Source organism: Sphingomonas koreensis (assembly GCF_002797435.1).
Lineage (GTDB): Bacteria > Pseudomonadota > Alphaproteobacteria > Sphingomonadales > Sphingomonadaceae > Sphingomonas > Sphingomonas koreensis.
Window position 1 is genome coordinate 3,218,142 of the sequence record NZ_PGEN01000001.1, and the last position, 13,337, is coordinate 3,231,478.

Sequence of the window (13,337 nt, forward strand, 5' to 3'; positions counted from 1 at the left end):
GTTCCCCGAGCGCGCTCCGCGGGACTTCTCCCCGCCGACAGGAAATGACCATGACCGACCTCAACGTCATCGACCAGTTCCTGCAGGCGTTCATTCGCTACATCGACAGCGGGTTCGGCTTGCTGGGCGGCGATGTCCATTTTCTGGCGGCGACGCTGATCGGCATCGACATCACGCTGGCGGGCCTGTTCTGGGCGCTGGGCGGCGAACAGGATGTGATGGGGCGCTTCCTTAAGAAGATCCTCTATGTTGGCGCGTTCGCCTTCATCCTGAACAGCTTCCCAACCCTCGCGACGATCGTGTTCAACTCGTTCGCTGCGGCCGGGCTGACCGCGGGCGGCGGCACCATCTCGGCCGACGATCTGCTCAAGCCGGGCAGGCTGGCCGGAACGGGATTCTCCGCTGCCTGGCCGCTGCTCGAGCAGGTCTCGCAGCTTCTCGGCTTCACGACCTTCTTCGACAATTTCCTGACGATCGCTGTGCTGCTCTTCGCCTGGGTGCTGGTGATCCTGTCGTTCTTCATCCTCGCGATCCAGCTGTTCATCACGATCCTGGAGTTCAAGCTGACCACCTTGGCCGGCTTCGTGCTGGTGCCCTTCGCGTTGTGGAACCGCACCAGCTTCCTCGCCGAGCGCGTGCTGGGAAGCGTTGTCAGCTCAGGCATCAAGGTGATGGTGCTCGCCGTTATCGTTGGGATCGGTTCGAACTACTTCAACGATTTCGTCGGATCCCTACAGGGTCAGGAGCCCGATATCGGGAAGGCGATGAGCCTGGCGCTCGCCGCACTCACCTTGTTCGGACTCGGCATTTTCGGTCCGAGCATTGCGACCGGCCTGGTCTCCGGTGCGCCTCAGCTCGGCGCCGGCGCGGTCGCCGGCACGGCGCTCGGTGCCGCCGGCGTCGTTGCGCTGGGTGGTGGTGCCGCCCTTGCCGGTGGACGTGCCATCGGAGGGGCCGCTCTGGGTGCGGTCCGTGCTGGCACATCGATGGGCTCGGCAGCGTCGACTGCCTACAAGCTCGGCCAGGAGAGCACGGGCTCCACCAGCGTCGGCACCGGGCTCAAGGGGGTTGCGAGCGCGGCGGGCAGCGCATTGCGCAATCGCGCCGCCGGGGCTTTCGGTATCGGCGAGGCCGCGGCTTCGGGTCGCCAGGCAGCTTTCGACGCGCTTGCCCACCGGCAGACGCCCGCCACCAGCGGATCCGATCAGGCCGCCGAGCACCAGCCGGCCTGGGCGCAGGCACTGCGCCGCCAGCAGGATGCGCGCCATCATCGCCAGGTCGTCGCCCACACCCTGCGCGAGGGCGATCGCGGCGGCGCGTCGGCAACCCCTGACATCAAGGAAAAGGAGGACTGAGCGATGCTCTTCAAGCGAAGCGTCCAGCGCTACGGGCGAACGCCCGAACCCGACACGCCCTTTCATCGTGCCGGCCAGCTCTGGGACGAGCGGATCGGATCGGCGCGCGTCCAGGCGCGCAATTGGCGGCTGATGGCCTTTGGCGGACTGGCGCTCACTACGGCCATGTCGGGCGCGCTGATATGGCAGTCGCTGCAGAGTCGGGTGACGCCCTATGTCGTCGAGGTCGATCGCCTCGGCGAGGCACGCGCGATCAGCGAAGCCGAGGCTGGGCATCGCCCTACGGACCCCCAGATCTCCTGGCATCTGGCCCGCTTCATCGAGAAGGTGCGCTCAGTCTCGCTCGACCCGGTGCTGATGCGGCGCGACTGGCTATCGGCCTATGACTTCGCCAGCCAGCGTGGCGCGGTGTTCCTCGGTGACTATGCGCGGTCGGCGAACCCGTTCGGTGCCATTGGCCAAAAGACGGTATCGGTTCAGGTCACGAGCGTGGTCCGTGCGTCGGATCAGTCATTTCAGGTGAAGTGGATCGAGACCGCCTTCGACCGGGGCGCGCAGGCGGGAACCTCGCACTGGACCGGCATCCTGACCGTCAAGCTCAAGCCGCCCGCATCGGCGGAGGTGCTGCGCAAGAATCCGCTCGGCCTCTATGTCGATGCGATCGACTGGAGCCGCGAGATCGAGCCGGCGGCCAACCCGGCGGTCTCGTCGCGAGCAGCCGCGCGCCCGGTGCAACCGGCCCCCGAAGTTTCGATCACCGCCGCGACTGATGGCGCCGCCTCGGCGAGCCCAATCCCTGCCAATCCGGAGAATCGGCAATGAAACGCCCCAGCAACTTGCCCACGCTGTTTGCGGTGGCGATTGTCTTGATCGTACCCACCAGCACCTTTGCGCAGCGTTCAAGCGCCGCCAATGCTCCCCAGCGGACGACATCGACGATCGCCGCGGCAAACCGGGCCGCAACGCGCGAACCGTCTCCGCTGGCCTTTCTCAATGCCGCTGCGGTCATGCCCTATGCCGAAGGCGCGATCTATCAGGTCTACACCACGCCGGAACGCGTGACCGACATCGTGCTTGAGCCCGGTGAGGTGCTGGGCGCGGTGGCGAGCGGCGACACGGCGCGCTGGGTGATCGGCGATACCACGAGCGGCGCAGGTGGCAGCAAGCGCGTCCATATCCTCGTGAAGCCCTATGCTGCGGGTCTCTCCACCACTCTCGTCATCACCACGGATCGGCGGACCTATCATCTCGCGCTCACCAGCGCGCGCAGCGTCGGCATGTCGGCGCTGAGCTGGACCTATCCGCAGGATGCGTTGCTGGCGATCCAGCGAACCGAGGAAGCGGCGGCTGCGGCTACCCCGGTGGCCGCCGGACTCGACGTCGATCAGCTCCATTTCAACTATGCCATCTCCGGGGATACGCCGCGATGGCGGCCGTTGCGCGCGTTCGACGACGGCAGGCAGACCTATATCGAGTTTCCTGCGAGCCTGGCGGTCGGGGAAGCGCCGCCGCTGTTCCTCGTTGGCGCGAAGGGCGAGGCGCAGCTGGTCAACTACCGCCTGCGCGGACGCTATTATGTGGTCGACAGGATCTTCGACGTTGCCGAGCTCCGCCTCGGCGCCAAGCGCCAGGAGATCGTCCGGCTTACCCGCATCGATGAAGCCGGGCGCCGCGGTCGGACGAAGGGGAGAGCGTCGTGACTGCAGAAATCGCTGAGGCGCCCGACGGCGCCGCTTCCATGAGGTCGCCGAAGGTGGATCCCGAGACCCTGGTGCTGCGCGCCCGGCCCGGACGCGCGATCCGCTTTAAGCGCGGCGTGATCGTGTCGCTCGCCGCGATCGCCGTCGCCGGCGTCGTCGGCACGGCTTGGTTCGCGCTCGAGCCTCGCGCGCTGCATCTCGCCGCGGACGGCGACGACAAGAACCTCGCGGCCAAGGCGCCGACCGATACACTGGGCGCGCTGCCGGCGAGCTACGATACAGTGCCGAAGCTGGGGCCGCCGCTGCCCGGAGATTTGGGCAAACCCATCCTCGATCGTCAGCGCCAGCTTGCTGGCGAGGGGATACCACCAGTTCCGCCGGTATCGGCAGTACCGCAAACCGCCGACGACGCCCGCCAGCGCCGGGCTGCGGAACTCAAGGCGGCGCGTGAATCCGGATTGCTGATCCAGACCGCCGGCCAGCAAGCGCAGGGCGGACCGATGCCGGCGGGTCCGACGCCGGGACCGCCGCGGTCTGGTGAACAGATCGCCAAGGTCGCAGTCGATGCCGAGCGCGATCCCAACGGCCAGGAGCGCAAAGCCGATTTTATCCGTACCCCCGGCAATGCTGCCGACATCAACCCGCATGCGGTGACGCCGCGTCCATCGCCGTTCACCCTGTCTACGGGCAGCGTGATCTCGGCAAGCCTGATCACCGGCCTGAGATCGGACCTGCCGGGTCTCGTGACCGCGCAAGTAACCGAGCGGGTCTTCGACAGCGCGACTGGCAATATCCTGCTGGTACCGCAGGGTGCCCGGCTCATCGGCGCATACGACAACGTCGTCGCGTTCGGGCAATGGCGGGCACTGGTCGTATGGCAGCGGATCATCTTCCCCGACGGTAGTTCGATCCGCCTGGACAACGCGCCGGCCACCGATCCGTCGGGCTATGCCGGGCTAGCCGACAAGGTCGATTTCCATACCTGGGCGCTGCTCAAGGGCGTGGTGCTGTCGACCCTGCTCGGCGTTGGTTCGGAATTGCAGTTCAGCGGTGAGAGCGATCTGGTCCAGGCCGTGAGGCAGTCGACCCAGCAAAGCGTCTCGCGCGCCGGCGATCAACTCACTTCGCGGAATCTGCAGATCCAACCGACGATCACCATTCGCCCGGGCGCACCCGTCCGGCTGCTGGTGCATCACGACCTGATCCTGAAACCCTGGATGGAGTAATGGCGATGGCGGACCTACGTCTTCCGCGGCTTCCCGACCGCACCCCGGTGAAGATCAGCATCCAGGTGCCCCCGCACCTCTTCGCCGATCTCACGCGATACGCAGCGCTCTACAAGGAGGCCTATAGCCAGGAAGAGGCCGTCGCCGACCTGATCCCGTCCATGCTGACCGCCTTCCTCGACAGCGACCGGGCCTTCGCGAAAGCCCGGTCGGGTGGGAAGTGACCGCCATGGGCACCGCCAGCCTGGATGAGAGATACCCCGCAAACGGGTCGATCGAGCCGATCAGCGTTCGCATCCCCACCGCCGTTGCCATGACCGGGCTGAGCCGATCGAGGATCTACGAGCTGATCGCTTGTGGCGAAATCCAGATCGCGAAGGACCGACGGAGCACGCTGATCATCGTCGCCAGTTTGCGGGAGACGGTGCGGCGGAGGATCGTAGACCGAGATTTGCCGACCGGGTAGCGGCCTCGGTCCGTCGCGTTCCCATAGGCAGGCGGCGAGACACTCGTTCCATTTGTTCTTGTTTTGTGCCATTTCTTCGGCATGGAACGATTCGCCCCAGAGCCCTCGCGTGCCGCCATCTCATCCGCCATCCTTGCCGCGCCAGGATGGGCGCGCGTCGGGATCACGATGCCGAATGATCGATTGCGTGCGGAGGCTGCGGAGGAGTTGGCGCGCGCGATCGTCGATCGGCTACATCACACTGAGCCCAGCCTGGATATGGACCAGTTGACGCTGCCAATCTGACCGCTTTCGGCTTCGAACTTCGGTTCTCGGTCGATCGCCAGAAGCTGCCGCGCCGAGCTGGGCTAGACGGCTCCGTTTATTGGCCCGGCTTAACCTGCATGGCCTTGCCACTTCACCGGTATCCGCAGGTAAGTCACGCCGTTTGCCTCCGCCTCGTGGAACCGTCCCGCGCGAATGTTGACCTGAATCGAGGGTAGCAGCAGCTTCGGCACCGCAAGTCCGGCATCGCGTTGCTCACGCATCGCGACGAACGCATCCTCGGTCACGCCATCGTGCACATGGACACTGGCCATGCGCTGTTCTCGCACCGTGGTCTCCCAGCAATACTCGTCCCGGCCTGGCGCCTTGTAGTCGTGGCACATGAACAAGTGTGTGTCGTCGGGCAACGACAGCAGGCGCTGAATGGACCGGTACAACGTGCGCGCATCGCCACCGGGGAAGTCGGCCCGCGCTGTGCCATAGTCGGGCATGAACAGCGTGTCGCCGACGAAGGCCGTGTCGCCGATCCGATAAGCGATGTCCGCCGGCGTGTGCCCCGGAACATGCAGCACTTCCACCTCCAGCGCGCCGATCGCGAAACGATCGCCGTCCTCGAACAGCCGATCGAAATCGGAGCCGTCGGTCTTCAGATCGGTCATGGCGAAAACCGGGCGGAAGATGCGCTGCACGTCGCGAATATGCGTGCCGATGCCGATCCATGCATCGGTGTGAGCCTTGATGAACGGAGCGGCTGACAGATGGTCGGCGTGCGCGTGCGTCTCCAGCACCATCTCGACGCGCCAATCCTGATCGCTTGCGAACGCAAGGATGCGTTCCGCCGAGCGCGTGTCAGCAACACCACTGGCCAGATCGAAGTCGAGCACCGGGTCGATGATGGCGGCGGTGCGAGTGGTGGGGTCACCGACGAGGTAGCTGATCGTGTTCGTCGGCTCGTCGAAAAAAGCCTCAATATGGGGCCGGGTCATAATCGTCCTCCGTTTGGCTTGACTATATATTAGCATATACTAAATTAGCAATACCTAACGGAGTAACGATGATGCTCAAGCCGCCCATGGACTTGGCGACGTTCGAGGCGAAGGCCGGGCAGGTTGCCGACACACTGAAGGCGATCGGCAATGCCCGCCGACTGATGCTGCTTTGCAAGCTCGTCGAGCATGGCGAGGTGACGGTGCGCGACCTCGCCAGCGATGTCGGGTTGTCGCAGTCGGCCTGCTCGCAGCATCTCGCAAAGATGCGCGACGAGGGGCTCATCGCTTTCCGGCGCGACAGCCAGACGCTTTGGTATCGGATCGCCGATCCGCGCGTCGAGACGCTGCTCACCACACTTTACCAGCTCTTCTGCAAGGATTGATGACATGGAGACCCTGTCCCCGACTGCGGCGCGTGCGGCGATCGAGACCGGCGCACGCTTGGTCGATATCCGCGACGCCGACGAACATGCGCGCGAGCGCATCCCCGGCGCGCTCAACCTGCCGCTCGCGCGGATCAGCGACCTGGCGGCCGACGGCCGTCCTGTCATATTTCATTGCCGTTCTTGCATGCGGACGGCAGCCAACGCGGCGCAGCTTCAGGCGGCCGCCGCCGGTGCGCCCGCCTACCTTCTCGAAGGGGGGATCGATAACTGGCGGCGCGCCGGCTTCGCGACCGTCGCCGATCGCAGACAGCCGCTGGAGATCATGCGGCAGGTGCAGATCACCGCTGGCGCTCTGGTGCTCGCTGGCGTCCTGCTCGGGTGGTTGGTTGCACCGGGATTCTTCGGGCTGTCCGCCTTCGTCGGCGTGGGGCTGATGTTCGCCGGTACTACGGGCTGGTGTGGCATGGCGAACCTGCTTCGCGTCATGCCCTGGAATCGGCGCGCGGCCGCCTGAGGCACCGATGGGCGCCCTCTCGATCGTTGCGGCGCTGGCATCGGGCGGACTGGTCGGCCTCGTGCTCGGCCTTGTCGGCGGCGGCGGATCTATCCTCGCGGTGCCGCTCCTGGTCTACGTGGTCGGCATCGGTTCGGCACACGCAGCGATCGGCACGGCCGCCGTCGCGGTGACGGCGAACGCGCTTGCCAGCCTAGCAGGACACGCCCGCGCCGGCCGGGTGAAGTGGCGTTGCGCCGCCGTGTTCGCCGCATCCGGGATGATCGGTGCGGCACTCGGCGCCGAACTGGGCAAGGCAATCGACGGCGAGCGGTTGCTCTCGCTCTTTGGGCTGCTGATGGTCGGCGTGGGCCTGTCGATGCTCCGCAGGCGGAGAGCCGCCGAGGTGCCTGACGTGCGCCTCACGCGCGAAAGCGCCGCAACACTCCTGCCGCGACTCGTGCCGATCGGGCTCACCGTAGGGCTCGCCGCCGGCTTCTTTGGGATCGGAGGCGGTTTTCTGATCGTGCCGGGACTGATGCTCGCGACAGCGATGCCTTTGCCCTACGCCATCGGCACGTCGCTGGTCGTCGTCAGTGCGCTTGGCCTGACGACCGCCACTTCCTATGCCGCATCCGGGCTGGTCGACTGGACGGTGACCGCGCTGCTGGTGGCCGGCGGCGTGGGCGGAACGATCTTCGGCATCTGGCTGGGGCGTTTGTTCGCCGCCCGCAAGGGTGTCCTTGAAAAGGGATTCGCGGGCGTCGTTGTTGCGGTCGGTGCCTACGTCGTCCTGTCCACCCTTTGAGCTTCAGACGACTCACGGGTCAGAGAGCCGTGCTCATCCGACTTCAGGCGATGTGATCTCGCAATCGATTCCGACGCAATCCCCCGGCGTCCCGGAATCTATTTGAGAGAAATATGAGAGAAATCGCCTGAAAATCGGCGTAAATTTCCGCTAAGTCTTTGAAAAGACTTGGTGACCCCTACGGGAATCGAACCCGTGTTTCAGCCGTGAAAGGGCCGCGTCCTAACCGCTAGACGAAGGGGCCATGAAGGCGAGGGCGCGGACTAGGCAAGGTGCGCGCTCGGGTCAAGGGTCATTTCACCCCTCATCGTATCTATTCTACCCAGGCGGCGTCTTCGATGTGGATTTCAGCCGCCGGGCGGGCGCCCCAGTCGTCGATCTTTGCGCGGCCCGCGATCCAGAGCCGCCGGTCGCGCGGGGCGCCGAGCAGGGCCAGGCCGAGCGGCGTGTCGGCGGAACGGAAGGCGACGCACTTGATGCTGCGCCCATCCTCGCCTGCAACGATTGCCCTGACATGGCCGTTGCCGACCACGTCGCACTTGATGATGCGTACCGGGCCGGCGGCGACGCGGGGGGCGGGCCAGCCCATGCCATAGGGGCCGCCCGCTTCCATCGCATTGACCAGAGCCGGATTGACCCCGCCGGGCGCGAGCACCGCGTCGAGCAGCAGCGCGCGTTCCCCCGCGGCGCGCTCGACCGTCTCGGCGAGCTTTTCATCCAGAAAGGCGACGAGCGCGGGGATCTGATCCTCGGCGATCGTGACGCCGGCCGCCATTGCGTGCCCGCCGCCCGCGATCAGCAGCCCGGCTTCCTTTGCGGCAAGGATCGCCGCGCCGAGATCGACCCCCGCGATCGAGCGACCGGAGCCCTTGCCGATCCCGTCTTCGCCGATCGCGATGACGATCGCGGGGCGGCCGAGCCGTTCCTTGAGCCGCCCCGCGACGATGCCGATCACGCCCGGATGCCAGCCGCGCGCGGCGACCACGGCGACCGCGCCCTCGGCCTCGATCGCCTCGGCCGACTGCTGCACCTCCGCCTCGATCGCGCGGCGTTCCTCGTTGAGACGGTTCAGTTCCTCGGCGATCCCGCGTGCCTCGTCGGCGTCCTCGGTGGTGAGCAGTCGCACGCCCAGGTCGGACTTGCCGACGCGGCCACCCGCGTTGATCCGCGGCCCGAGCGCGAAGCCGAGATCGGTCGCGGTCGGTGCGCGGGTCAGGCGGCTCGCCTCGATCAGCGCGTTCATGCCGGTATTGCGGCGCTGCGCCATGACCTTGAGGCCCTGCGCCACGAAGGCCCGGTTCAGCCCCTTGAGCGCGGCGACGTCCGCCACGGTGCCCAGCGCCACGATATCGAGCAGGTCGAGCAGCTTGGGTTCCGCGCGGTTCGCGAAGAAACCGCGCCCGCGCAGCACGCGCACCAGCGCGGCGCCAAGCAGCCAGGCGACGCCGACCGCGGCGAGATGGCCATGCTGGCGCCCTTCATCCTCGTCGAGCCGGTTGGGGTTCACCAGCGCCAGCGCGACCGGCAGTTCCGATGCGCATTTGTGGTGATCCACCACGATCACTTCAGCGCCTGCATCGCGCGCTTCGGCGAGCGCGTCGAACGCCATTGCGCCGCAATCGACCGTGACGATCAGGTCGGCACCTTCACGCTTCAGCCGCACCAGCGCTTCGCCCGACGGGCCATAGCCCTCCATCAGCCGATCGGGGATGTACGCGCGCGGATCGAGGCCGAGATCGCGCAGCAGGCGGATCAACAGCGCGGCGGAGGTGGCGCCGTCGACGTCATAGTCGCCGAAGATCGTCACCGCCTCGCGCCGCTCGACCGAATCGGCGAGCCGTTCCGCCGCCCGGTCCATGTCACGGAAGATCGACGGGTCGGGCATGAAGGCGCGGATGCTGGGGCTTCGATGCGCCTCCAGCTCTTCGCGCGCGCAGCCGCGGGTGAGCAGCAGCTGGGTCACCAGATCGTCGGGTGCGAAGCCGGGGTCGCGCGCGTCCGCGGCGAGGCCTCGCCAGCGCCAGGGCTGGCCGAGGATCGAGCTGTGGACGTTGAGCACGGGAGTCATCCGGGGGCTTTAGCGCGGATCGGCGATCAGGGGAATCGCCGCTTCCGCCCGGGCCCGCGTTCTGCGCTCATCGCAGCGAGACATAGCGTTCCAGCGGCCTCGAGAAGGCATCCAGCTCGCGGGGCTTGATCTCGAATCCTTCTGGGTCGTCACGGATATGGCCCAGCTGGGTATAGTGAACGCGGATCAGCGAGCGCTTGGCGGCGGAGCTGACCGGCAGGGTGGTGAGGGGGCCACGCCGGAGCGGCTGCGGCGGCCACACCCGGTAGCCGAGCAGCTGCAGGTGCTTGCCCGTCGTTTCGAGCGCGATGGCGACGGCCTGGTGATCGGGGTGCGCATCGTCCCGCGTCGGCCCTGCGATCAGGTCGAGCCGCGGCAGGCGGCGGATCTGCCGGGCAAGGACGCGGCGGCAATCGTCCACGCTGGTGCCGCCATCGGGCAGGCCCAGGAAATGGATGGACCCGCGCATTACCCCCAGCCGGCGGAGCGCGTGTCGGGTTTCCATCTGCCGCGCCGCGATCAGCCGGCGGCGGGGCCATTTGCGGCTGTTCGGGTGCGACGCTGCCCCGTCGGTCACCACTGCGACATGCACGTCCGTGCCCCGGCGCAGGAGCGAGACGATCAACCCGGCGGTGCCGATCAGCTCGTCGTCGGGATGCGGTGCGACGATCAGCGCCACGCGCGGATGGCCGATACGCGGCCTCACGGCGTCAATCCTCCAGGATCTTGCTGTGCGTCCGGGTGTCGCGCATGCGCAGATAGACGATGAGCGAAATGCCGATCATTCCGGTCACATACCAGTAGAAGCCGCGCTCCATCCCCTGATCCTTGAACCACAAGGCGACATATTCCGCGGTGCCGCCGAAGATCGCATTGGCCAGCGCATAGGGCAGGGCGACGCCGAGCGTGCGGATATGCGCGGGGAACAGCTCGGCCTTCACCACCGCGTTGATCGAGGTGTAGCCGGTGACGATCACCAGCGCGCCGAGCATCAGGCCGAACGCCGCCCAGGCGCTGCTCACCTGCTCCAGCGCGGTAAAGATCGGATAGGTGCAGAGCACGCCCAGCACGCCGAAGCCGATCATCAGCGGCTTGCGCCCGATCCGGTCGGAAAGGGCGCCTGCGAGTGGCTGGATGCACATGAACACGAACAGCGCCGCGGCGTTGATCTCGGACGCGGTCTCGCGATCGAAACCCGAGGTGTTGACCAGGAACTTCTGGAGGTAGATCGAATAGGCGTAGAAGGCGAGCGTGCCGCCGGCGGTGAGCGCCATCACCAGCAGGAACTCGCCCGGATGCTCCCTGAGCAGCGCCAGCGCGCCGGTCTTGCGCCCCTCGGCCTTGGCATTCTCGAAGCTCTGCGTTTCCGAAAGTCCGCGCCGCAGCCAGAAGACGATCACCGCCAGCGCGCCGCCGATGAAGAAGGGAATACGCCAGCCCCAGCTCTCCAGCGCCGCCTCGCTCATCGACGCCTGCAGGATCAGCAGCACGCCGAGCGCGATGAGCTGGCCCGAGATCAGCGTGACATATTGGAAGCTGGAGAAGAAGCCGCGGCGCTTCCTGCCCGCCATCTCCGACAGATAGGTCGCGCTGGCGCCATATTCGCCGCCGATCGACAGCCCCTGCATCAGGCGAGCGAACACGAGCAGCGCAGGCGCAAGGGCGCCGATCGTCTCGTAGCCGGGCGTGACCGCGATCAGCAGCGACCCTGCGCACATCAGCGAAACTGACAGCGTCAGCCCCGCCTTGCGGCCATATTTGTCGGCATAGACACCCATCAGCCAGCCGCCGATCGGCCGCATCAGGAAGCCGACCGCGAACACCGCGGCGGTGTTCAGCAGCTGGGTGGTCTGATCGCCCTTGGGGAAGAAATGCGGAGCGAAATAGAGGGTGAAGGCGGCATAGGCATACCAGTCATACCACTCGACCAGATTGCCCGCCGATCCGCCCAGGATCGATTTGAGACGCTGGCGCGTGCCGGCTTCGCCGCTGCTTTCGTTCATGCAGCGACCTTAGCCGCTGTTGTGCCTCAGAACAGCCCCGGCACTTCGCGTTGCGGCGTGGTCGGCCGATCGGGCGTTATCAACTCCATCGGCGCGTCGTCGAGCAGGGCGCGGCTGGACTGGGTGCCGAGTCCGGGACTGCTCGCCGATGCCGATGCGGTGATCGCGGTGCAGGCGCGCCCGGCGAGGAAGTCGAGCGCGGCGCGGGTCGAGGCTTCGGCCGGATCGCCGAGCTGGCGGCTGATATCGTCGCTCGCCCGGCATGTCGCGCCCATGAACGGGGCAAGGCCGTCATAATAGGCGCCCTGGCGATTCGCGTTCTCCAGCACGAAGGCGACGACGCGCAATCGGTCGTCGCACGCCGCCTGGTCGATCGCGATCTGGCCCACGGGCTTGCCATAGGTGTTGGTGCCGACCAGCGCCGAGCGGTTGCCGAGATAGGGAATGAAGGTGTTCATCACCAACTCGCTCGCTGATGCCGATCCGCCGGTGCCGATGAAGGCGATTCGCGTCGGCGCGATCGACTGCGCCTGCGGGGCGAAATAAACGGTACTGCCCTGCGATGCCTTGGACGGGCGGTAGGCGATATAATTGGCGACGGTCGATGCCGTCTTGTCCGCACCGAGCAGATTGTTGACCAGGTCAGCGATCGAGACCAGCCCGCCGCCATTGTAGCGCAGGTCGATGATCACCTCGGTGATTCCCTGCGTGCGGAAGTTGGCGAAGGCGTTGCGCAGCGGCGTTTCGGCCGTGTTGATGAAGGTGCGCAGGTTGATGTAGCCGACCTTCTTCCCGCCATCGTCGATCACCTTCGCGCCATAGCGTGTGGAAACCGGCGTCAGGCTGAAATTGGTCATGGTGACGCTGACGTTGCGCGTGCCGGCGGCATCGCGAATCTCGAAGGTACGGGTGGTGCCCGTCGTGGACGGGCCGAGCGCGGCGTTGAGGCCCGCCGTGCCTTCGCTGGCCAGGATCGAAGCGACGGTGCGCAAGTTTGACGCGCTCGTGCCGATCGCCACGATCTCCGTGCCGCGATCGATTCCCGCGGCCAGCGCAGGGGCGCCCTCGAACGCTTCGGTGATCACCAGCCGGTTCGATCCGTCGAGTGCAAGGCGGAAGCCATAGCCCGCGCTCGACCCTGAATTGTAATAGGCGTTCTCCTCGGCGATCGAGGTAATGTAGGTGAAGAACCGGTCCTTGCGCTGGGCCCGCGCGGTGGCGGTCAGCGCGTCGATATAGTCCTGGACCGTCGAATAGGCGGCCGGGTTCAGGCTCGCGGGCAGCGTTTCGGGGAACAGATACCATTCGTTCATCTGCGCCGCGACCCAGTCCTGCCGCGACCGGAGCGAGCAGGTCGACGGAGTCGGAGTCGGAGTCGATGTGCCGCCGCCGGTACCGCCGGTGCCTCCCGAGATCGAACCGGATCCGCCACCCCCGCCGCATCCGGCGAGCAGGGCGAGGATCGCGGTCATTGCGGTCAGGCGGCGGGCGGTGTTGCTGGATACGCGCTGCATCGTCAGTACCTTATCTGGAACCGCGGCGGTCGCCGCCACGACTGGCGGATGCGCGCATGGTTTCT

General features: G+C 66.6%; 15 protein-coding genes and 1 tRNA gene. 10 read left to right on the forward strand and 6 right to left on the reverse strand.

Features of this window, described 5'->3' with window-relative positions:
* The first annotated feature begins 50 nt into the window (after positions 1-50).
* The 7 genes from trbL (at position 51) to BDW16_RS15230 (ending at position 5,032) form a co-directional block, all read left to right on the forward strand.
* Positions 51-1,355 carry a P-type conjugative transfer protein TrbL gene (gene trbL / locus BDW16_RS15200; RefSeq protein WP_066573929.1) on the forward strand — a complete coding sequence of 435 codons (1,305 nt, stop codon included), beginning with the start codon at positions 51-53 and terminating at the stop codon, positions 1,353-1,355.
* 3 nt (positions 1,356-1,358) lie between these two features.
* Positions 1,359-2,177 (forward strand): conjugal transfer protein TrbF, encoded by an 819-nt coding sequence (gene trbF / locus BDW16_RS15205; protein WP_066573294.1) that lies wholly within the window; start codon positions 1,359-1,361, stop codon positions 2,175-2,177.
* The gene (gene trbG / locus BDW16_RS15210) at positions 2,174-3,055 is read left to right on the forward strand and encodes a P-type conjugative transfer protein TrbG (RefSeq protein WP_083954149.1); all 882 of its coding nucleotides are present in this window, start codon (positions 2,174-2,176) and stop codon (positions 3,053-3,055) included. Before trbF ends, trbG begins: the two co-directional genes overlap by 4 nt.
* Positions 3,052-4,281 carry a TraB/TrbI/VirB10 family type IV secretion system protein gene (locus BDW16_RS15215; protein ID WP_307693928.1) on the forward strand — a complete coding sequence of 410 codons (1,230 nt, stop codon included), beginning with the start codon at positions 3,052-3,054 and terminating at the stop codon, positions 4,279-4,281. Before trbG ends, BDW16_RS15215 begins: the two co-directional genes overlap by 4 nt.
* 5 nt (positions 4,282-4,286) lie before the next feature.
* Positions 4,287-4,505, forward strand: a complete 219-nt coding sequence (locus BDW16_RS15220) for a DUF2274 domain-containing protein (protein ID WP_066573934.1) — start codon at positions 4,287-4,289, stop codon at positions 4,503-4,505.
* Between the two features lie 5 nt (positions 4,506-4,510).
* Entirely contained in the window at positions 4,511-4,747 is a 237-nt protein-coding gene (locus BDW16_RS15225) for a MerR family transcriptional regulator (protein WP_066573299.1), read from the forward strand.
* Between the two features lie 81 nt (positions 4,748-4,828).
* Positions 4,829-5,032 carry a DUF6771 family protein gene (locus BDW16_RS15230; protein ID WP_066573302.1) on the forward strand — a complete coding sequence of 68 codons (204 nt, stop codon included), beginning with the start codon at positions 4,829-4,831 and terminating at the stop codon, positions 5,030-5,032.
* A gap of 89 nt (positions 5,033-5,121) precedes the next feature.
* On the opposite strand, the gene BDW16_RS15235 is transcribed toward BDW16_RS15230, so the two are convergent.
* A complete protein-coding gene (locus tag BDW16_RS15235; RefSeq protein WP_066573305.1) occupies positions 5,122-5,997 on the reverse strand; it encodes an MBL fold metallo-hydrolase in 876 nt (291 codons plus the stop codon).
* Between the two features lie 68 nt (positions 5,998-6,065).
* Here BDW16_RS15235 and BDW16_RS15240 point away from each other — a divergent pair, with 68 nt between their 5' ends.
* The 3 genes from BDW16_RS15240 to BDW16_RS15250 are packed head-to-tail and all read left to right on the forward strand — an operon-like array spanning position 6,066 to position 7,687.
* On the forward strand, positions 6,066-6,383 hold the full coding sequence (locus BDW16_RS15240) for an ArsR/SmtB family transcription factor (RefSeq protein ID WP_066573310.1): 318 nt from the start codon (positions 6,066-6,068) through the stop codon (positions 6,381-6,383).
* 4 nt (positions 6,384-6,387) lie between these two features.
* The gene (locus tag BDW16_RS15245) at positions 6,388-6,900 is read left to right on the forward strand and encodes a rhodanese family protein (RefSeq protein WP_066573313.1); all 513 of its coding nucleotides are present in this window, start codon (positions 6,388-6,390) and stop codon (positions 6,898-6,900) included.
* Positions 6,901-6,907: 7 nt separating this feature from the next.
* Entirely contained in the window at positions 6,908-7,687 is a 780-nt protein-coding gene (locus BDW16_RS15250) for a sulfite exporter TauE/SafE family protein (protein WP_066573316.1), read from the forward strand.
* 169 nt (positions 7,688-7,856) lie between these two features.
* Here the strand turns inward: BDW16_RS15250 and BDW16_RS15255 are convergent.
* From BDW16_RS15255 to BDW16_RS15275, 5 genes are all read right to left on the reverse strand, one after another.
* A tRNA-Glu gene (locus tag BDW16_RS15255) sits at positions 7,857-7,931 on the reverse strand.
* 69 nt (positions 7,932-8,000) lie between these two features.
* Positions 8,001-9,755, reverse strand: a complete 1,755-nt coding sequence (recJ, locus tag BDW16_RS15260; protein WP_066573319.1) for a single-stranded-DNA-specific exonuclease RecJ — start codon at positions 9,753-9,755, stop codon at positions 8,001-8,003.
* Between the two features lie 67 nt (positions 9,756-9,822).
* On the reverse strand, positions 9,823-10,461 hold the full coding sequence (locus BDW16_RS15265; RefSeq protein ID WP_066573322.1) for a PIG-L deacetylase family protein: 639 nt from the start codon (positions 10,459-10,461) through the stop codon (positions 9,823-9,825).
* A 4-nt stretch (positions 10,462-10,465) separates the two neighbouring features.
* Entirely contained in the window at positions 10,466-11,758 is a 1,293-nt protein-coding gene (locus BDW16_RS15270; protein ID WP_066573324.1) for an MFS transporter, read from the reverse strand.
* A gap of 26 nt (positions 11,759-11,784) precedes the next feature.
* Positions 11,785-13,272 (reverse strand): S41 family peptidase, encoded by a 1,488-nt coding sequence (locus BDW16_RS15275; protein ID WP_241230479.1) that lies wholly within the window; start codon positions 13,270-13,272, stop codon positions 11,785-11,787.
* Positions 13,273-13,337 lie beyond the last annotated feature (65 nt).